General features: G+C 54.9%; 18 protein-coding genes and 1 pseudogene. 12 read left to right on the top strand and 7 right to left on the bottom strand.

Going from position 1 to position 20521, the window contains the following annotated elements:
• Positions 1 to 722 precede the first annotated feature (722 nt).
• A complete protein-coding gene (locus tag ACR0KL_RS03740; RefSeq protein ID WP_480554665.1) occupies positions 723 to 2423 on the top strand; it encodes a M12 family metallopeptidase in 1701 nt (566 codons plus the stop codon).
• Positions 2424 to 2529: 106 nt separating this feature from the next.
• Here the strand turns inward: ACR0KL_RS03740 and ACR0KL_RS03735 are convergent.
• The 4 genes and pseudogenes from ACR0KL_RS03735 to ACR0KL_RS03720 form a co-directional block, all read right to left on the bottom strand.
• Positions 2530 to 3232: pseudogene (locus tag ACR0KL_RS03735) on the bottom strand (IS6 family transposase).
• Positions 3233 to 3314: 82 nt separating this feature from the next.
• Positions 3315 to 3695, bottom strand: coding sequence for a cupin domain-containing protein (locus tag ACR0KL_RS03730; protein WP_170681720.1), 381 nt, complete (start codon positions 3693 to 3695; stop codon positions 3315 to 3317).
• A gap of 26 nt (positions 3696 to 3721) precedes the next feature.
• Positions 3722 to 4258 carry an RraA family protein gene (locus tag ACR0KL_RS03725; protein WP_170681718.1) on the bottom strand — a complete coding sequence of 179 codons (537 nt, stop codon included), beginning with the start codon at positions 4256 to 4258 and terminating at the stop codon, positions 3722 to 3724.
• Between the two features lie 59 nt (positions 4259 to 4317).
• Entirely contained in the window at positions 4318 to 5121 is an 804-nt protein-coding gene (locus ACR0KL_RS03720; protein WP_170681716.1) for an alpha/beta fold hydrolase, read from the bottom strand.
• Between the two features lie 82 nt (positions 5122 to 5203).
• Here ACR0KL_RS03720 and ACR0KL_RS03715 point away from each other — a divergent pair, with 82 nt between their 5' ends.
• Positions 5204 to 5668 carry an Lrp/AsnC family transcriptional regulator gene (locus ACR0KL_RS03715; RefSeq protein WP_170681714.1) on the top strand — a complete coding sequence of 155 codons (465 nt, stop codon included), beginning with the start codon at positions 5204 to 5206 and terminating at the stop codon, positions 5666 to 5668.
• A gap of 262 nt (positions 5669 to 5930) precedes the next feature.
• On the opposite strand, the gene ACR0KL_RS03710 is transcribed toward ACR0KL_RS03715, so the two are convergent.
• Positions 5931 to 6899 carry a LysR family transcriptional regulator gene (locus ACR0KL_RS03710; protein ID WP_170681712.1) on the bottom strand — a complete coding sequence of 323 codons (969 nt, stop codon included), beginning with the start codon at positions 6897 to 6899 and terminating at the stop codon, positions 5931 to 5933.
• A gap of 128 nt (positions 6900 to 7027) precedes the next feature.
• On the opposite strand from ACR0KL_RS03710, the gene ACR0KL_RS03705 reads away from it, so the two are divergent.
• The 10 genes from ACR0KL_RS03705 (at position 7028) to ACR0KL_RS03660 (ending at position 17317) form a co-directional block, all read left to right on the top strand.
• Entirely contained in the window at positions 7028 to 8035 is a 1008-nt protein-coding gene (locus ACR0KL_RS03705; protein ID WP_170681710.1) for a TAXI family TRAP transporter solute-binding subunit, read from the top strand.
• Positions 8036 to 8115: 80 nt separating this feature from the next.
• On the top strand, positions 8116 to 10329 hold the full coding sequence (locus ACR0KL_RS03700) for a TRAP transporter fused permease subunit (RefSeq protein ID WP_170681708.1): 2214 nt from the start codon (positions 8116 to 8118) through the stop codon (positions 10327 to 10329).
• 4 nt (positions 10330 to 10333) lie between these two features.
• Entirely contained in the window at positions 10334 to 11572 is a 1239-nt protein-coding gene (locus ACR0KL_RS03695; RefSeq protein ID WP_170681706.1) for an FAD-dependent oxidoreductase, read from the top strand.
• Positions 11573 to 11600: 28 nt separating this feature from the next.
• Complete coding sequence (locus ACR0KL_RS03690) at positions 11601 to 12341, top strand: aspartate/glutamate racemase family protein (protein WP_170681704.1); 741 nt, start codon at positions 11601 to 11603, stop codon at positions 12339 to 12341.
• 37 nt (positions 12342 to 12378) lie between these two features.
• A complete protein-coding gene (locus ACR0KL_RS03685) occupies positions 12379 to 13107 on the top strand; it encodes a TSUP family transporter (RefSeq protein ID WP_170639132.1) in 729 nt (242 codons plus the stop codon).
• 16 nt (positions 13108 to 13123) lie between these two features.
• Positions 13124 to 14140, top strand: a complete 1017-nt coding sequence (locus ACR0KL_RS03680) for a D-cysteine desulfhydrase family protein (protein ID WP_170681702.1) — start codon at positions 13124 to 13126, stop codon at positions 14138 to 14140.
• 47 nt (positions 14141 to 14187) lie between these two features.
• Positions 14188 to 14532 (top strand): RidA family protein, encoded by a 345-nt coding sequence (locus ACR0KL_RS03675; protein WP_170681700.1) that lies wholly within the window; start codon positions 14188 to 14190, stop codon positions 14530 to 14532.
• A 950-nt stretch (positions 14533 to 15482) separates the two neighbouring features.
• Positions 15483 to 16427, top strand: a complete 945-nt coding sequence (locus tag ACR0KL_RS03670) for an aldo/keto reductase (protein ID WP_170681698.1) — start codon at positions 15483 to 15485, stop codon at positions 16425 to 16427.
• Positions 16428 to 16459: 32 nt separating this feature from the next.
• A complete protein-coding gene (locus ACR0KL_RS03665; RefSeq protein ID WP_480776645.1) occupies positions 16460 to 16726 on the top strand; it encodes a DUF5993 family protein in 267 nt (88 codons plus the stop codon).
• Between the two features lie 9 nt (positions 16727 to 16735).
• The gene (locus ACR0KL_RS03660) at positions 16736 to 17317 is read left to right on the top strand and encodes a disulfide bond formation protein B (RefSeq protein WP_170681696.1); all 582 of its coding nucleotides are present in this window, start codon (positions 16736 to 16738) and stop codon (positions 17315 to 17317) included.
• Positions 17318 to 17629: 312 nt separating this feature from the next.
• Here the strand turns inward: ACR0KL_RS03660 and ACR0KL_RS03655 are convergent, their stop codons facing one another.
• Both ACR0KL_RS03655 and ACR0KL_RS03650 read right to left on the bottom strand, forming a co-directional pair.
• Positions 17630 to 18337, bottom strand: coding sequence for an IS6 family transposase (locus ACR0KL_RS03655; protein WP_480776644.1), 708 nt, complete (start codon positions 18335 to 18337; stop codon positions 17630 to 17632).
• Between the two features lie 247 nt (positions 18338 to 18584).
• Positions 18585 to 20521 (bottom strand): fasciclin domain-containing protein (locus ACR0KL_RS03650; RefSeq protein ID WP_480776643.1); only part of this gene is annotated, 1937 nt, incomplete at its 5' end.

Raw genomic sequence — 20521 nt, 5'->3', positions numbered from 1 at the left:
GCTTTCGAAGTCTTCGTGGCAAATGCCACGGTCGTTTGAGATGCTCAACCCTCCGGCACTGCAGTCGCGTCAAAAAACTTAAATGGCCCGGGAAAAATCGTAGCTCATCAGACGACAAAAGAGTTTAGTCGACATGTTTGGGCGAAATAGATTTGGCAGCCGTCCCAGACGCCGCCCTAAAAACCTAAGAACTGACCGCGATGTGTTTTCGGCAGCGCATTGGAAATTTCGCTTTTGCATCAAAAATGTTACGACGTTGCAGGCGATGCAGTTGAGCAATGTCCGCATCGGGCTCTGAGCCGTCAGTAAGCCCGGATTGTGCGAACGACAGCTTCCGAAAGCTGAATGTCTGCACATTGGGCTAAACCCGTGAAAACGCCACGTCATCTCGATTTTCGCAATTTCTGCTTTCAGGACTGATTTCAATCACGAAACGCTGCATCACCGCAAGTCCGCTTAGAGCCCTGAGCGGAAGTGTCGAAATCTAACTCCCACGTTCGCTGCACGAAAAATACTCTCCTGTCGAAGAGGTCTTGTTCGCATCGTGACAGAGGTCATATCCACTCATTCGAATTTCGCCAAATCCGAAGCCGCAATTCAGAAAACGCCACGGCTCTTGTGTCATTGGGCATGCATACGTGGTACAGTGCCTTGGCAGCCTGCCCATCATTCTGGAGCAATAGGAAGCGATATTTCTAAGATTCTTTTTGGGAGGTGATTTGATGGCTTTTGCTACAAACAGGACCGGTTCTATCTGGCCCGACGGCGTCGTACCTTATGTCATCAGCAGCGATTTCAGCAGCGATCAACGGGACGAAGTCGAAGCCGCAATAGAGCACTGGAATATGCGTACCATTATGCGGCTACGGCCTATGACGACAGGTGATGTAGACTTTGTGCGCTTCGAGCCGGCCGAGGGATCTTGCCGCTCACCCGTAGGGCGCCAGCCCGGCGGGCAATCAGTGAGATGTGATGTTCTGGATGGTTTCCATCGCGGAAATATAATTCATGAGATCGGGCACGCGGTAGGATTCTGGCACGAACACACCCGGCCCGACCGCGATATGTTTGTTACAGTTCACGAAGACAACATCGAACCTGATGCCATCGGCAATTTTGATATTGGTATGGGCCGTGTGCTTACAGGCTATGACTATGGGTCCATCATGCACTACGGACGGCGCGGGTTTGCCATAGATGATGACGAGGATACGATAACACCAATCGATCCTGATGCCGACATCGGTCAACGTGAAGGCCTCAGCGCGTTGGATCTGCTTGGGATTTGTCTCATCTACGGCGCTCCCCATTTTTCGGTCGCCTGGCAGGACGACAATGATAATGACGGTGAAGCGGATATCTGGTTAGCAGGGCTTTCGGCTTGGGGTAGCTATTGCGGTGGTCAGCAACGCAGGTTGCACAACACCGGTGGCCACCAATCGCGCCCTACGCTAGGGCTGGACGGGCAGCGAAATGCGATGGTCGCCTGGGAAAGTACGTCGAGCGGCGTGCGCCACATTTCCCGGCGCGCGTTCCGGGCTGATGGCTCCCAGCTTTTTGGCGGCCATAGGGCAAGTTCAAATGCGTCATCGAACAATCGCGACCCAGAAATAGCGGTTGCTCCAGACGGGCGTTTCTTGCTGGCTTGGCAAGAGACAAGAGACGACGTCATACGTATTATGGCGAGGGGCTACAATGCAGACGGGTCAACGCGTATCCCTCTTCAAGCACTTGCGACTTCGGACACCGGAACACCGGCGGCCCCAACGCTTGGCCTAGTGGGCACTGGTGGATTTGTTTGTGCCTGGGCCGAGTTGTCCGCTGATGAGAGCATTTCGATCCGGTGTCGTCGCTTCGATGATGATGGCATCGCGAACGGGCCTGAAACAGTTGTGGCGACGGGACTTGGAGATCAGGAGGCGCATCCGCGAATCGCCGTTGATGGCTTGGGGCGTTCCTATATTGTTTACGAGCGCGGCGCGCGGGATGTGATGATCATGGGTTTGGAGGCGGACGGGAGTGAACGCTTCTCTGAGCGCCCGGTTCCGCAGGATACGCGTGGCGACCAAGTCCGGCCCGATATCGCGCTGCTGAACGATGGAACGCTCATCGTGGTCTGGACCGATGACAGAAACCAGAATGGACTTGGTCAAATCAGGGCACGTGCTTTTGCGACTGACGGCAACCCGGTTTCGGGCGACTTCACTGTAAATCAGCGAGGTGGTGGTGATCAAAGAAATGCGCGTGTCGTTGCGCTTGTCGAGGGTGGTTTTGTTGCCACTTGGCAGGATGACGAGCAGCGCGATCGTCTTTATCAGATACATGCTCAGACATTTACGGCCGAGCGCGAGCCGCGCTTCGCCAACAAGACCGTCAACCAAGTTCAGAAGGGAACGCAAACCAATCCGGCAACCGGTGCCTAGGTGAGATACGTTCCTGGTCGGTGCAGCCCCATAAGACCACGCGTCATCGTATCAGCGCTGTCAGACGAATTCGAACCGGCTTCTGTTAGGCTAGTGAAGTTGACCTTTATCCCACGCCAAGTTCGCGCCACTCGGCAAGAGCGGCGCTGCGTGTCAGCTTTAAGGTGTCTCGGCTGGTGAGCGCTCGTTCCTGATTGAAGCGGTTGCAAACGGAGGAATGAACGGCGACATACTTCTTTAAACTTCGCGTACGCCTGAAACGCTTTGTCGCGCGTTCGCTTCGTCGAAACGGCAAGTGTGAATTCTCGACGCGGTTGTTTAGCCACCTGCCTGTCATTACGTTTTTGAGCGCGCCCATTTGTCTAAGCGCAACCTTGTAGGAAGCGATCTGTGACGACCTCCTCAGCGCAACCGTGCCGCTTCATCAATTTCTTAAGGAATTTCAGTGCTGCAGCCTTGTTTCGGCGTTTGGTGACAACGGCTTCCAGTACCTCGCCTTGGTGATCGACCGCCCGCCAAAGATAGTGCCGCTTGCCATTCACCTTCACGAAAACCTCGTTCACGTGCCACTCCCATTTGGAGAATGCGCGCAACTGCTGAACACGCTTCCGTCTGATCTCAGCAGCAAACATCGGGCCAACCCCGTTGCAACATTAGCAGACAGTCTCGCGGCTCACGTCGATGCCTCGCTCGTGCAGAAAATTGTCGACGTTCCGAAGCGAGAGCGGGAAACGGATGTACAGCATCACCGCAAGGCGGATGATCTCGGGACTGGTTTTGAAGTACTTGAAAAGAGACGGTCTTTTCATAATCGGAGGCTACGCAAGCCCCCTGCCCGAATCAATCAAAGCTCTTCTGACAAGACCATCATTTTCGCTACGGCCCGACGCATTACTCGGTTTTCTGGATAGCGAAACCCGATCCCGCGGTCCTGTAAGCTTCGCGGGGTGGCGCGAACACGTCGAGCACTTTCGCACCATCGGGACCAGCACGAAACCCGTGTGCAACGCCGCCCGGAGTGCGCCAGAAGTCACCGCTTCCCACAGCTACTTCGATATCGTCTTGAATACGGATGCCACCGCCTTCAAGCAGAACTCCCCATTGCTCTTCTGGATGAGAGTGGATGGAGCCCTCGCTGCCAGGCTCAAAACTGACCACAGAGAACATTGCCTTTTCGCCAGCGAAGACCCGAGTTTCGATCCCGGTTGTCAGCGTACGGGCGATGCCCTCGCTTAGGTCGGCAAGATTGAAAAAGTTTTCTGGTCTAGACATAAATTGAACCCTTTTGTTTAGGTGCTTTAGCTGCGGTCGAGTTCGAAAATCTCATAGGTGGTCGTACCGGCCAGGATTCGAGCTCGGATGACCTCTTCCCGCTCGGCGACATGAGAGACTTTCTCCAGGATTTCCGCGGCGAAACTCGAAGGCAGAACCACCACGCCATCGTCGTCGCCAACAATGATGTCTCCGGGCGAGACAGAGACCCCGCCTGCGACCACCGGAACATCAATTTCGCCCGGTTCGGTTTTTGCCGTCGCTTCGGGATGAAAGCCCCGGCAGAATACCTGGAAACCCAATGCTGCGATGTCTGCGCTATCCCGAATTGTACAATCGAAGACAGCGCCCAATATGCCCTTGGACTTGCATCCATCGGCCAATAAATCGCCGAACGGGCCAAACCGATCCGAACCGCCGCCATCCACGACCAAAACGTCTCCCGGCTGGGCCACATGCACCGCACGGTGAATGGCGCCGTTCTGCCCTGGCGTGATGCGCACAGTGCGCGCCGGCCCCGCAATCCGGGTTCCACGTATCAGCGGCTTGATCCGCGCGCTCATAGCTCGAACTCTGGTATCTGCGTTGCAAAAGTTGCCAGTTGGAAAAGTAACAAACGGAGTCATGAAGCTTTCTCTTGTTCGGCAATAAATTCTGCAAGCGCCGACCAAAGTGCAGGTGGATTTGAATACATGGGAAAGTGCGCAGAATGTGGAATTTCGATGACTTGAACACCGATATCAGGCAGGTGTTTCAGATAGGAAAGATGGCGGTTTTGTTCACCATAAACAAAGACCTTCGGACATGAGAGCCCCTTGAAGATGTCCATCAGAGGAGTGTTGTCAGACAAGTCGACCATCGACCTGAACACAGGCTCAATCGTTGAGGGTCTGACCTTGCTGTCCAGCGCTGCAACGTAGAGCGCCGATGAAAATTCCATTCGTTCACGCACACGTTCTTTAAAGCCTTCAAGAAAAACAACCGCATTGGCGGTTGGGAAGTCGACAATCTGGCGCGAAAGAAAGCAGTCTTCCGGCGCGACATTGCCTTCGATGTCAAAAAAGCTCAGGACCCTGTCCGGAAGTGCGCTGGCCAGCATTAGCCCGGTCAACCCGCCCATGGAGTGACCGGATAGATGGAACCGATCTAATCCCAGTGCATCAACCGCGGCAGTCGCGACTTCGACAAGGAACGGAATAGATAGCTCATCAGGCCTGCTGATATCCGACGCGCCACAGCCAGGTGCGTCCCAAAACACAAGATCCCGATCCAAGAAGTCTTGGCGAAAGGCAAGATCGGCGTAATCCTCTTTGGTCGACCCAAATCCATGAAGGCATACAATTGCCGGCTTTATGCCGTTTCGGCGGAGGCATGACAAACGAAGAGAAACTCCGCTGATCGTCAGCTCCAAAATATGAGAGTTCATGACGATGACCTTTGAGAAGAGCTTTCGTCTTTGATTCTCGAATTTTGTAGACGAAAAATCACCAAAAGTATAGTAATGTCGCATGATTGACGCAAAAGACCGTGAAATACTGTCCATCCTTCTTGAAAGCTCGGCCATACCAAAAGCTGAGATCGCGCGTCGTGTGGGTCTTGCACCCTCTGCGATCTCCGAAAGGGTTCGCCGTCTGGAATCCATGAACATCATTCAAGGCTACGAGGTCAGGATTGATCCGCGGGCGCTGGGAAAGCCGCTCTTGGCCTTTGTCTTTGTAACCGACGCCAAGCCGAGCCAGGGATTTGACACAGCCGCTGCCCTGTCGCAGGTGACTGGACTGGAAGAGCTGCACAAAATCGCCGGAGACGATTGCTATCTACTAAAGATACGCGCTTCTGGCACCGATGAATTGAACGATATTATTGAACAGCAGATCAATCCGGTTCAATCCGTCACACGAGTTCGTACCACAATTGCACTGAACTCAGTTGCTGAAAAACCATGTCTTTCTGGACACGATATACGCGCGTGAGGTTCCAGTCGAACTCAGCCAGTTGCCGAAATAAAACTACATTACTGCAAGAATGAATGGCGGCTTGAGACTCTGAGCGGTCAATCGCTGCGAGGCGACATGATTTGCGTCCACGAACGACTGGAATGCGGACGAAGCCAATTTTTGGTCCGGTCCAAGAAACTTGAGGTTCCGGCCCCAAAGCTAACATTCGTATACTTGTCGCAAGTCGATCTAAGTCGACATTCCCTCCGATCAGTTTTCTGTTTTAAAACAATGCTATTCAGCTTTGCTCGCTTCCTGTTTCATCTATCCCAGTTGCATGAGGGTTGGCATTCACCCCTGCCAACATCTTTATAACTTCGGCTTTCCAGCCCGCCTTGATCTTTAAAGCCAGTTGAGACGGTGGTCGGTGGTCTGGCTCAAGGAGCGCATATTCATATCTGAGCGGTTTTTTGAAGGGCACGAACGCGACTTTTCCGTTGGACAGGTTTAGTTCTCGTTCAGTCGCTACGGTCAAAGGATCCACGATCGAATAACACTGACCTGAGCTCACAAAGGGTATAAGGGGTAGAAAGTACTGACAGGTCACTGTTGGGTTGTAGTCAGCTGAAACATCTTGAAATTCTTGCCGAATTTTACGCTGGAACGGGTGCGTGGCATGCAATCCACCCATAGGCGCTCCGTCGAGATCGGAAATGGATATGGTCCCACGTGAAGCAAGTGGGCTGTCACGATCGACTGCACAAAAACAATCTGCCCGGATCAGTTCTGTTGAATACTGAGGCTCTTTCCCGGTTGAATGATCGAAGTCTGCAAAGCCGAAATCAATATTCTGCGTGCCTGCAAGCTCAATAATCTGAGGCGAACTGCGTGTAGACAATGTGATACGTATCTCGGGGTTTTCGCCGACTGATTGGCTGATAAAACGCGGGAACAAGAAAGCGGATGGACCCGGCATTGTAGCGATATTCAGACTGCCGGAATGCCCTTTAATCAACCCTTCCATTGTACTGGAAATCGTCGCGAGGCGGTCCAGAATACCTGTTGTTTCGGCCAAAAGGTAATGCGCTTCGGGAACCGGGACCAATCGCCGTCCCTTACGCTCGAACAGTGTCAGGCCAAGGGTCTTTTCAAGGTTCTTCAAGGCCAGACTGATCGCAGGCTGGGTGCGGTTCAGTTTCTTGGCGGTCTGAGAGATAGAGCCGGTCTCCATCACCTCGCGAAAAACGGTCAACTGCATAAGGTTCATGGTTAATCTATAAGCTAAACCTTAGTTTTATGAAATATAACAAATTTGTATTTATGAAAATTGCTACTACGCTTGCATGATCGAAATTCGGCCAAACCGAATCCGACGATCCAACAAGGGAGATGATGATGAAATTTGTGAAATGTTTGACGGGACTGGCCCTGGCAAGCGCACTTGCCGCCCCGGCACTGGCGCAGGACCCAACTTTTTTCCGCATTGGCACTGGCGGCGCAGGCGGAACTTACTTCCCCATTGGCGGCACCATCGCAAACGGAATCTCCGCCCCTCCGGGTTCGCGCCCCTGCGAAGAAGGCGGCCAGTGCGGTGTACCGGGGCTGATTGCTATCGCTCAATCCACCACTGCGTCGGTGTTCAACAACGCCGCCGTTCAGAACGGAGAGCTTGAGGCCGGTCTCGCCGCAGCCGATGTCACCCGCTCAATGTATCTAGGTGAGGGCAAGTTCGAGGGCAAACCTCACCCCAATCTTCGCATCGTGGCCAACCTGTTCCCCGAAGACCTGCACTTGGTTCTGCCTGCCAGTGAGACAATCAACGATCTGAGCGATCTGGAAGGCAAGCGCGTCGGCATCGCGCAAGCCGGTTCCGGTACACAGGTTGCCGTGCTGCAGATGCTGGATGCCTGGGGCGTCAACCGTGACAACATGGATGAGGCCGAGTTGAACAACAGCCAAAGCGCCGAGCGTCTGGCTGACGGTCAGCTTGACGCCTATTTCTACGCTGCAGGCTGGCCTGTTGCCGCGATGGTGCAGCTGTCGTCAACCAAGGGCATGAACCTGCATTCCTTCAGCGACGAAGACATGGCGAAGATCAACGAGATCATACCGGCGTACATCCCCTCGGCGATCCCGGGTGGCGTCTATGAAGGTATCGACGGCGAAACGAAGACCCCCGCGGTCAGCGCGATGCTGGTGGTGTCGTCGGAACTATCCGACGAACTGGTATATGGCCTGACCAAGGCGCTGTGGAACGACAACACCCGCAAGCTGCTGGACAATGGTCACGCCAAAGGCAAGCAGATCACTCCCGATACGGCGCTGGATGGTGTCGAGGCGCTGGGTGTACCTCTGCATCCGGGGGCCGAGAAATTCTATAAAGAAGCCGGTCTGCTTCAGTAATCGTACCTTACTGAGACCTGTCGTCGGTGCCCCTGTGCGGGGCACCGCACTCTGGAATTATGCGAAATCGGGGGGCCATCATGTCCGAGACCCAGAAACTTGATGACCACGAATTGACGGCCGAGGAACTGGCCGCCATCGAAGAACAGTACGACGAAGGCGCCGCCGTCCGGCAGGTCACGCCCACCGCGGGCAAGGTGCTGCGCGTTGTTGCCCTGATCCTTGCGTTTTACGAATTCTTCACAGCCGGTTTTGGCCTGCCCGCCGACCATTGGCACATGGGTATCTATCTGGCGCTGCTGTTTATTCTGGTCTACGCGACAATTCCGATAATCGGCTCCAAAAACCTCTATGCGCTCAAGGTCAGCCGGTTCCGTATCGGCAACATCCCTCTGTACGACTTGGTCTTTATGGCGCTGGGGATCATCGCAGCGCTGTATGTTGGGATCGCATGGCGCGGCATTCCGTTTCTGGGGATCGAGGAACAGACGTTCCGAATGGGCAACCCGAACACCTATGACGTGGTTTTGGGCGTAGTCATCATCCTGCTGGTTCTGGACATCGCACGCCGCACGCTGGGTTGGGTGCTGCCACTGATCATCTGTTTATTTATCTCATACGCCCTGTTGGGACCGTATTTCCCCGGCTTGCTGCAGCATCCCGGCGTGAATTTCAAAACTTTCGTATCGTCTATGTATTTCCCGCAGGAAGGCATCTATGGCGTCACACTCTGGGTCGTCTCGACCATCGTATTCCATTTCGTCCTGTTCGGCGTGATCGCGCAGCGCACCGGATTGGGGCAACTCTTCATCGACAACGCAACCATTTTGGCGGGCCGCTATACCGGCGGGCCCGCAAAAGTGTCGGTGGTATCCTCGGCGTTCTTCGGCACGATCTCGGGCTCTTCGGTGGCCAACACCGTCTCGACCGGCGCGCTGACTATTCCCAACATGAAGCGCCTTGGGTACCCCGGCCATTTTGCGGGCGGCGTCGAAGCCGCATCGTCAGCCGGAGGGCAAATCACGCCGCCGATCATGGGGGCAGCGGCCTTCATCATGGCCGAGTTCCTTGAGGTGCCCTACACTACCATCGTCATCGCCGCGATCTTCCCCGCGATCCTTCACTATGTCGGCGTCTTTGCCGTGGTGCATCTGATGGCACGCAAGCTGAACCTGCAAGGCTTGGCGAAAGAGCAACTGCCGCAACTCAAGGCCGTCTGGGCCGAAGGTTGGGCCAACATTGTACCTCTGATCGGTCTGCTGGTCGTGCTGTTCACAGGATATACGCCGTTCATGTCCGCCTTCTGCGGAATTTCTCTGGCAGTGATCGCAGGCATGTCGCGCATCAAACAACCACCCACGCTGATCTATGCCGCGGCGTTTCTGGCCTTCGTGCTGTGGAAATTTTCAGATGGCGGTTTCGATCTGACGATGACGGCGATCCTGTGTGCCTTGTCGGTGATCGCCACGCTGAACCCGCAGAAACGCATCGAAGTACCCGAGATGCTGCAAGCGGTTGAGTTGGGAGTGAAATACTCGCTAGCCGTAGGCGCCGCGGCTGCCGCCGTCGGCATTGTCGTCGGTGTCATCAACACAACCGGCATTGGCTTCCGTATCGGGTTCATGGTCACTCAAGGCGCAGGCAATCTGGCCGCTGACCTGTACAATATGATCTCGTTCGGCAGCTGGCAGTTGTTTGCGATGGAAGACCTGCAACTGTTCATCTCGCTGGTTTTCATTGCTATCGTTTGCATCCTGATGGGCGCAGGCATCCCAACCACTGCGCTTTACATCATGCTGGTCTCAGTCGCACAGCCCGCGCTGGCGCAGCTGGGTGTCCCGCCGATCGCAAGCCACCTGTTCGTACTCTACTACGGTGTGGTATCCGAGATCACGCCGCCCGTTTGCACCTCGGCCTATGCGGCGGCGGCCATAGCGAACTCCAACCCGTTCCGAACTGGTCTCTCTGCCTTTACCCTTGGGTTGGGCAAGGTGATCGCACCAATGGCCTTCGTTTATGCGCCGGTCCTATTGTTCGTGTCCTCAACCGGTTTCAACCTGTGGGAATTCACCTACACCGCCACCAGTTGTATCGCCGGGGTCATCGCGCTGTCCGCAGCTGTGGTCGGATACTGGCTGAAACCGCTGAACATCGCGTCGCGCATCCTGATGGCCATCGCGGGGGTGATCTTTGTTGCGCCGAGCCTGACGGCTGACCTGATTGCGCTTGCTGTCGCCTCGCCTGTCATTGTCAGCCAACTGATCGCGCGCAATCGCAGCCATTCCCCGGCCTGATACGATGACAGAGCAAGTGACCATCATCGGCGCAGGGATCGTCGGCATTTGTTGCGCGCTGTCGCTGCAGGAACGCGGCATACCGGTCCGTTTAATCGACCGGAGCGACCCCGGGCAGGAAACCTCGTTCGGCAATGCGGGGGTTGTGTCGCCCTGGTCGATTATTCCGCAGGCCGTTCCGGGCATTTGGAAGAAGTTGCCGCAGATGCTGTTGGACCCGAAAAGCGCGCTTTCGGTCCGGGCGTCCTTCTGGCCGAAGATGATCCCGTGGGGGCTGCGTTTTCTGGGAAAGTCCGGCGAAAAGACGGTTCGCGAAATCTCAGATGCGATGGAGATTTTGTGTCGTCCGTCCATTGATCTGTACCGTCGGCACCTGCAGGGCACGGGCCACGAAGCGCTGATCGTGGACAGTTACTACATCCACGCGTTCCGCAACCCTGAACAAGCCAACCTTGATGATCTTGGCTATCTGATCCGCCAGGAAAAAGGCGGTGAATTGGAGCGGGTCGACGGCGCTGAATTGCGGCGCTTGGAACCAGCTCTGTCAAAAGACCTCAAGGCAGCGATTGTGATCAAAGGTCAGGCCCGCGCAACGTCTCCCGGGCGTTTGGGCGCTGTATTGGCCGAAAAAGCACGTGCGCAAGGTGCTGAGTTTGTGCGGTCCGAAGTCACCAAGCTGAGCCACACCGAAGACGGCATTTGGCAGCTTGCCACGTCACATGACACGCTGCACGCGCGCAATGTTGTCCTCGCGGCCGGAGTGTGGTCTGCCGGCCTGCTCAAACCCCTTGGCATAACTGTGCCGTTGGTGGCCGAACGGGGTTACCACGTTGAATTCCCGGCCCCTTCGGCAGTGCTGAACAACTCGGTCATGGATGTGGACGCAAAGGTCGTCGCAAGTTCGATGCAGGGCGGCCTCAGGGTTGCCGGTACGGCGGAGTTTGGCAGTGTTGATGCCCCAGCAGATCCGCGCAAGAAAAAAATACTCACCGATCAGGCAAAATCTTTGGTGCCGGACCTCGATACTGGCGCGGCAAAGTTCTGGATGGGCCGACGCCCCTCTTTTCCCGATAGCCTGCCAGCGATTGGGCCGCTGAACGGAAAGGACGGGCTTTTTACCGCGTTCGGCCATTCTCATTACGGGCTGATGATGGCGCCAAAGACCGGAGAGCTTGTGGCAGATCTGGTGTCCGGACGCAGCCCGAATATCAACCTGGACCCGTTCTCGCTGGCCCGTTTCTAAATCCCCTATTCGAAAGGACCTGAGCACCATGCCAATTTACGAAGGTGGCCAAAACATCTGCGGGGCTTCGATCGGGGTTTTGTGCCTTGAAAGCTATTTCCCCAAACCGCCCGGGCACATCAAGAATCCGTCCAGCCTTCCGTTTCCCGTTCTTTACGAAATGATCGAGGGCATCACCGTACCGACCCTGCTAAACAACCCGACACCCGAGCTATTGGCACCCTTTATCAAGGGCGCGCAACGGCTTGAGGCCGAGGGCGTTCGGGCAATCACGGGAAGCTGCGGATTTCTGGCTTTGTTTCAAAAGGAGCTGGCTGCGTCTGTTTCCGTACCCGTCTTTGCATCCAGCTTGATACAGGTGCCTTTGGCCTTTCACATGACCGGGGCGAATGCGCCGGTGGGCGTGTTGACCGCGGATGCGTCTGCTCTGACGCCGAAGCATTTCGAAGGTGTCGGCGCTGCGGGCATTCCCGTCGCGGTACAAGGGCTAGAGGACACCAGCGAATTCGCTGAGGTGATCCTGCGAAACACGCGCACCCGTATGGACACCGATCTCATTGAGGCTGAAGTCCTTGAGGCGGCGCGGCTACTTAAACGCCAAGCGCCGGACATGCGGTCGCTTGTGTTGGAGTGTACCGATCTGCCGCCTTATGCGGCGCGCCTTCAGGACGAGTTGCAACTTCCCGTCTTCGATTTGACGACACTGGCGCAGATGGCGCATACCGTTGCGACGCGCAATTCCTATGTTGGCATCATGCCTTGGACCTAAAGCAACAGCATTATCTCGCGGGACTTGGAGGATTTTAGTGTCCGTCGACCTAACCATCCTGATGGTTGCCATCGGCCTCGGCGCAATGCTGCAGGTCGGCGTCGGCATCGGGTTTAGCATCCTTGCCGGACCGCCTATGATGATCTTGCTTGGTACATCAACGGCTGTTCCAATGCTGCTGCTTTTGAATACGGTCGTTTCAGCGGTCGCGACAGACCGACAGGTGCTGAAGGCCGACCGACAGACCATTCGAACGGCAATCATCGGATGCCTCATCGGAGTGGTCGCGGGCCTTGTCGTATACCCTTGGCTGAGCGAGGCGTTTGTCCTTGCCCTAACCGCCAGCCTGTTGCTGATCGGGCTTGTGACAACCTTGCTGCCCTTACGTCGCTCAATTGGAACAGCAGGGTTTTCGACCGTTTCCGGCTTGTCTGGGCTGGCGACTGTTTGGGCAGCGACGCCCGGCCCGCTAATGGTTTTCGGATTGATTGCGAAAGGCCGCCCTGCCAAAGAAGTTGCCAAGTTGGTTCAACCCATTGCGCTGGTGGCATACGGCGTCGCATTCCTGTTGCATAGCCTGTCCGAGACTCAAGCCTTCGCTTATGGCCCGCAGCTATGGGGCTTCGTAGCGCTCACATTGCTCGGCAGTTTTTTTGGTCGTGCAATAGGGCCACATTTACCGCAGACCTTGGTCACAACCGCTATCCGCGTGGTATCTCTGATAGCCTGTGGCGTTCTCTTTCATCGCGCATTCGCGATCGCGTAAACTCGAAGGGCAGACGATGACACAAGACAACAAACTGGACAGATTTCCTCGCGCCCAATTCATGTCAGGCCCAACCCCATTGGAGCGGTTGGACAGGTTGTCTTCGGAATTGGGCATCGACCTCTGGCTGAAACGCGATGACCTAACCGGGCTTGGGTTTGGCGGAAACAAAACGAGGCAGCTTGAGTTCTATTTCGGTGATGCCCTTCAGAAAGGTGCGGATACCATTCTGATCACCGGCGCAGTTCAGTCAAACTTTGTTCGGTCTGCGGCAGCCGCCGCAGCAAAATTGGGCATGCAATCCGTTCTTCAACTGGAAGAGCGTGTGTCAGATATGGGCGAGGCGTATTACAGCTCTGGGAATGTGTTGTTGGCACAAATTCTGGGTGCCGAACGCATGACCTACCCCGAAGGCGAGGACGAAGCCGGAGCAGATGCTGCGTTACACGCGCGTGCCGACGAGTTGAAGGCGCAAGGGCGCAAACCTTATGTCATTCATCTGGGACTAAACCACCCGCCTTTGGGTGCTTTGGGCTACGTCGTCGCCGGACGAGAATTGTGTCACCAGATGCCTGATGTCGATGCGGTTGTCGTACCCTCAGGTAGTGGAGCCACACATGGAGGCTTGTTGACTGGAGTAGCCTTGGAAGAAAACACCGCTTCTGTGTTTGGCGTTTGCGTACGCCGGGATCGCGAAAAGCAAATGGCCCGCATGAAAACCGTTCTCCAGAAACTGGCGGATTTGTTGTATATCGACGCAGCACCGTTGCATGACAGGCTAAACGTCATGGACGAAGCGCTGCCTCCTGGCTACGGGAAACTCAGTGGAGGCACTCGGGCTGCATTGGACAAGATGGCTCGTACCGAAGGAATATTCCTTGATCCCGTCTATACTGCGAAAACCTTCGCAGGGTTGTTGCATTTGGTCAGCGAAGGAAAAATCCAAGCCGGCCAGAAAGTTGTCATGGTGCACACGGGTGGGTTGCCTGCACTCTTTGGGTACCAAAACGAGTTGGTAGACAACCTTTCCTAGCTCCACCCAAACCACCATGAAATTCACTAACAGGAACTACTCGAAACATGACCATTACCAGGATCGAAACCGGCCAACGCATGAGCCGGATCGTCAAACACAACGGCGTTGCCTATCTTTGCGGCCAGACATCGGACGCATCTACTGTGGCTGAGCAAACACGAGACATCTTAGCTAAGGTTGAAGACCTTTTGAAAAAAGCCGGTAGCGACAAGACCCGTATTCTGAAATGCGAAATATGGCTTGCTGACATGGCAGATTTTGCCGAGATGAATGCCGTTTGGGACGCTTGGGCACCAGAAAGTCACGCTCCGGCCCGCGCCTGCGGTGAGTCCAAACTTGCCCGCAGTGTTTTGAAGGTTGAAATGATTGTGACCGCAGCCTGTGACTGAACCGCTGTCGGGAGTTTTCGAAAAATCGGCGAAGCGGTATTCTAAGTATAGCAGGCATAGGTCCTCAGTTAATGCGCCGTTTCTCGCAAAAAAGTGCTACCTTTTCCTAGGTTGCGGTCCCATTGGCACCTCTAACGAGCGAGATACTCACGTTGAACTTGAAAAAAGAGCGGCCGTTCATTCTGCGCGCCTGATCTGCAATCTCGATCTTAAGCGGCGGCCCAAGTGAAAAACGAACCGGTCGGGAGCAAACGAAGCAGACCTCAGAATTACATTGCGCCACATTCCTTCAACACGATTTCGACTAGTTCTTGAACCGACGCCTTCGGTAACTCAATTCTGATGTAGCCGAGCGCGCAAGGCTCCCTCGATGCGGAGGTCTGGGGCGCGACACTTCGACTCAGATCGCGTTGGGCGACGAGTTCTAACCAAGTCGAGAAATGCAAACTCCCGCAATGGGGCAGAATATCGAGCTGACGGCATTCCTTCCCAAAAAAATTGGCTTCATGAGAAAAGTGGCGGAGATGAAGTCAGTGTAGCTAAATCTGCAAGATGCTGTTAAATATATATTAAATTTGGACGCAAATGAGTTATACGCCATAAATACCACACGAAGCTCGATTTCAAGCGAGGCATAGCGAACAGTGTCACATGACGGGCTGTTGGAAAGAACACTGTGGCAGTCAATCAAGCAGAGTGCACCAAACAACCGCTTTGAGCCCCTGTCGGCCATTGGTTGCACTTCGGCCTTTTGTTCACGCAACAGATCGCAAACATCGCATTTCAGACATTCACAGCCCGGCGCCTGATGACTTCGACGCAAGAGCCCCATAGTGCGATTGCTTGAAAGGTCTCATCACGACCAAACAGCTTCGCGGAAACTCTGACTTGTTTTCAACAAACTACTCGCGCAACATCTATGAACGTCCGGAACCAATTGGGAGGTTGGCATGGCGGAGCTACGCGAAATTGGTAAGACAGGGATACGGGTTCCTCGCGTCGGGTTTGGATCGACAGGGTTGGGAAGTATTCCGGAAATCTATGGGTATGAAGTTGAGGAAGACCGCGCGATTGATACAATTCGGGCAATTCTTTCGCAGCGAAATGCGTTCCTGGACACATCCCGTTGCTATGCCATGGGGCGAAGTGAAGAGCGCATAGGAAAAGTCATTCGTGAGCTTGGCGGTTGGCCGGAAGGGCGGGTGCTTTCCACCAAAGTCGACCGGGATATGGAAACCGGTGCCTTTGATGCTTCTCAGGCACGTAGGTCATTCGAGGAAAGTCTTTCGGCCCTAAGCGTCGACAGCGTGGACATACTCCACGTGCATGATGTCGAATATGCAAATGATCTATCCGAGGTAAAAGGACCAGGTGGCGCGATTGAAGAGTTGTTCCGTATCAAGGAGGAAGGTCTGGCAAAGGCGGTCGGAATCGCAGCGGGACGTATCGACTTGATTATGCCAATTTTAGAGGGTTGGGATTTTGACGTGGTCCTGACACACAACCGGTATACGCTGGTAAACGACAACGCGGCACCTCTGATAGAACTCGCGAAATCGCGAGGCGTTTCGATATTGAACGCAGCACCTTATTCCGGAGGTGCACTTGCCCGAGGAAGCGCGATCCATCGCTTTTTTGTCTATCGTCCTGCAGATGATGAAGTACTTGCGCCAATACGTGCTGTTGAAGAGGTATGCGGGCACTACGATGTCCCAGTCGGGGCGGTCGCGTTGCAACACTCTTTGAAAAATGACGACATCATTTCGACCGTTTGCGGAGTGACATGGCCTCAGCATGTTCAACAGGCGATGGAATGGGCAGAGTGGTCCATCCCTGATGGTGTTTGGGAAGAACTAGCCCAGCTCGGGATATCTTCGGAGGACCCAGAGGCATAAAGTGAAATCCCAAAGGGGCAGTATAGCAAACAATGCGGAAGATCATTCGAGACTTGATATGGTGCTTAGGCCGATTTTCGAAAAGGAAACAGTGTCCTAAGTACCTGCCAGTCTCGGCAAGGCTAAAAATCAAAGGGATCAATATGATTGCACTACTATTTGCGTTGTTCACATGCGCCTTGGGGCTTGCTTACTATAATCTCGTCCGACTTTCATACGCCCTCTTCGTTGTCACGCTTTTGGCGAGCGTTTATTGGCTTAAATTTCATGCAACAACGCCGCTTTCAATCCAACTGTGAGATCGTTCCATGTCACCTGAATTCGCTCGAAACATGAACGCGCTTGGTGCCCTGGCTGTCTCCCTAGTGTTGGTTCTTGCATTCTATTTTCAGCTTGTTCTCTACGAACTACCCTGTCCGCTATGTCTATTGCAGCGTGTCGGTTTCGTGGCCGTGGGGTTTGGGCTCGGGCTGAATCTCTTGTGGGGCACGCGTGCAAGAAACTACGGAATCGTCCTTGTGGCAGCAATATTTGGCATCAGCGTTTCGATCCGCCAAATCCTACTACACATAGTGCCCGGCACCGGGCACTATGGGTCTCCGGTTCTCGGTCTGCATTTTTACACTTGGGCCGGCATAGCCTTCGGATTGATAATACTCGGGACCGCAGTGATGCTTGTCTTTGAAAAGCAATATGATCTTGCTGCGGACGTTAGGGCATCGGAACGGTTCGGTGGAAGCAAGTTGGCCAAAACCGCGTTCATGTTGATCTTAGTTTTGGCAACTGCCAACGTAGGCTCAGCCCTACTGGAGTGTGGACCGGGTATTTGCGACGATCCGCCAACAGATTACAAGTTTTTGGATAGGCTTGAGGAAGCCGGTGAAACTTAGGCCGAGAAGAGATCTTGTGCGCAGTTTTTCCGGTATTTTGCCTCCTAAAATCAAATAGGAAATACAAAGGCGACCTCTCGCTAAAATTATGATCGCAAGCAATTACCAACAAGGAAGCTAAAAACTGTTAACCAACTAGATGGCCATGTTTAATGCAGTTGACTGCTTTGGGCTCGAAACAGACGCCCAACGGCATCGGTCGGATGGCTGGTGCTAGGTTTAATCGGGAACTCCTCAAACGGGTCTGAAACCTCGCGTGGGTTTCGTCCGACAAACTCGAACCAGTCTCAGTGTGCCGCGGAAACCGCGAACCTATCCGGAACAATTTTGACGCCACTCGGCAAGAGCGGCAGTGCGTGTCGGCTTGAAGGTGTCCCGGCTGGTGAGCGATCGTTCCTGGTTGAAGTGATTGTAGGCGGAGGAATGGACAGACGCGAATTTCTGTAAACTTCGCAAGCGCCTGGAACGATGCATCGCGCGTTCGCGTCGTCGAAAAGGAGGGTACGAATTCTCGACGCGGTTGTTGAGCCTCCTGCCCGTCTGTTGTTTTTCGAGCGCGCCCATTTCTCTGAGCGCTGCTTTGTAGGATGCAAAACGGTCGGTCACGATCCCATCGACACAACCATGGCGTTTTATCAATTTCCTGAGGAATTTCAATGCCGCTTGCTTGTTTCGACGTTTGGCAACGATTGCTTCCAGCACTTCGCTCTCATGATCAACGGCCAGCCAGAGGTAGTGTCTCTTGCCATTCACCTTCACAAAAACCTCGTCCGCGTGCCACTTCCATTTGGAGAATGCGCGCAGCTGCTGAACACGCTTCCGTCTGATCTCGACAGCAAACATCGGGCCAAACCTGTTCCACCAATAGCGGACAGTTTCGTGACTCACGTCGATGCCTCGCTCATGCAGCAGATCTTCGACACTACGTAGCGAGAGCGGGAAACAGATGTACAGCTTCACAGCAAAGCGGATGATCTCGGGACTGATTTTGAAGTACTTGAATGGCGATTGTTTAATCATGCGCGAAGGCTACGAGAGCACCCTGCCCCGCTTAAGCAAAGTTCTTCTAACACGATCATCTTAAATACGAGCGTGCCGCAGCAGGATGATGACAGCGCTCAAAACGGTTGGCTGACCACCCGCACCCTGAACCTTTGGCAAGTTTATGTGGTCGCGCGTGGTACAAAAAACCACCCGAAGTTTGCTGATCAGACAAAAAAGTGTCCGCTTGGATCCAAGCGGACACTTCTTCAGTTCTTTTGGGACCTTACGCGATTGTGTCGTACGCGCTTGGGGCGAAAATGAAGTCGGTTTCATCCAGATCTAGGTTAAAGGCCTGCACGTAGATGCTCTGTTCTTCGCCAAGGTGAATTGTAGCACCGAACAGGGATGTTTCGATCATATCGGATAGTTCGTCGAAGCCCGATATCCCGGCACCGGACAGATCGATTGTGTCCTGTCCTTGCTGGAACCTGAGAATTTTGTCATGCCCATCGCCCAAGTTGAAGATGAACGTGTCTGCTCCAAGACCGCCAGCCAACAGGTCATTGTCGGCCCCGCCGGTGATCATGTCATCGCCCCTGCCGCCGCTTAGGTAGTCGGCTCCCTCGTCGCCGTAGAGGCTGTCATCGCCGCGCCCTCCAAAGACCTTGTCTTTCCCAAGACCCCCAAAGCCGACATCGTCACCGCGGCCCAGCAGGATCTTGTCATTTCCTCCATTTCCGTCGACGAAATCATTGTCACGTCCGGTCCGAACGTAGTCTGACTGATCGCCTTTGATCACGAAATCAACGTCATTTGAGCCGTCGGATTGCAGCAAGTCTGCAGGTAGAAGAACTCCGTCCAGCACATGTGCAACACCGTTGCTAGCCGGAACGTCCGTCGCGATCAGATTCGGATCCGCGATGTCGGGATCCGCATCCACCAGCGTCGTGCCATCGACGCCAAGCGTGGCGCCATCCAGCAAGGTCTGGATCGAGGTTGCGTTCAGCACCTCATCTGAGCCCAATTCGCCGGGGGCCACGTGGTATTGCAGAACACTCTGCAAGAGTCCGATGGGATCGCCTCCGTTCAGAAGTGCAAGAGCTTCTACCAGGTAGTCGAACGCGCCTGCTTCATCCCCTCCCTCAAAGCCCAACGCCTGACTTAGCGCGACGAAGGCGGCATCGTTCGGAGCGAAAACAGTGAGGCTGGCATCAGGATCGTCAAGAGCTTCGACCAGGCCTGCAGCCTGAACCGCATTGAACAGGATGTCGAAATCTGTCGCATCGTCGTCGAAGACACCGCCACTTGCCGCAACGATTCCAGCAAGGGTCGGATCGGTGGGCTCGACAGGCTCATTGCCCGGGATGTCGATGGGCAGCAGGACGCGGTCGATGACCTGAATGGTGCCGTTCGAGGCCGCGATGTCCGGTCCAACGATGTTGGGGTTGTCGATATCGGGTTCATTGTCGACCAGCTCAGTACCTTCCGAGCCGAAAGTCGCGCCGTCCAGCAGGGTCGTGACTTGATCCGCCGCATCGACCTCAGCCGCCGTTTTGGCACCGGGAGACACGTGGTAGGACAGGATGTTCTGCAACAGCGGGATCGGGTCTCCGTCCGGGGCAAGATCGGTCAGTGCGCCGGCGATGAAGCCGAAGACAGCGCCTTCGTCGGCTGTGTCTCCGTCAAAGCCCAGATCGACGGCCAGTTGCGTGAAGGCCGCATCGGTCGGAGCAAAGACGGTTATATCGTCGGCGTCCCGCACGAGACCGTCCAGACCGGCCGTTTGCAGGGCCATCACAAGAATGTTGAAGTCATCCGACCCGGCCGCGATGTCCACGATGTTGGGCTCATTGCCCGGGATGTCGATGGGCAGCAGGACGCGGTCGATGACCTGAATGGTGCCGTTCGAGGCCGCGATGTCCGGTCCGACGATGTTGGGGTTGTCGATATCGGGTTCATTGTCGACCAGCTCAGTACCTTCCGAGCCGAAAGTCGCACCGTCCAGCAGGGTCGTGACCTGATCCGCCGCATCGACCTCGGCCGCCGTTTTGGCACCGGGAGAGACGTGGTATGACAGGATGTTCTGCAACAGCGGGATCGGGTCTCCGTCCGGGGCAAGATCGGTCAGCGCGCCGGCGATGAAGCCGAAGACAGCGCCTTCGTCGGCTGTGTCTCCGTCAAAGCCCAGATCGACGGCCAGTTGCGTGAAGGCCGCATCGG

Source organism: Ruegeria sp. C8, from assembly GCF_056537565.1.
The sequence above is the reverse complement of the archived record's forward strand: the minus strand, read 5'-3'. Positions and strand labels throughout refer to the sequence as shown.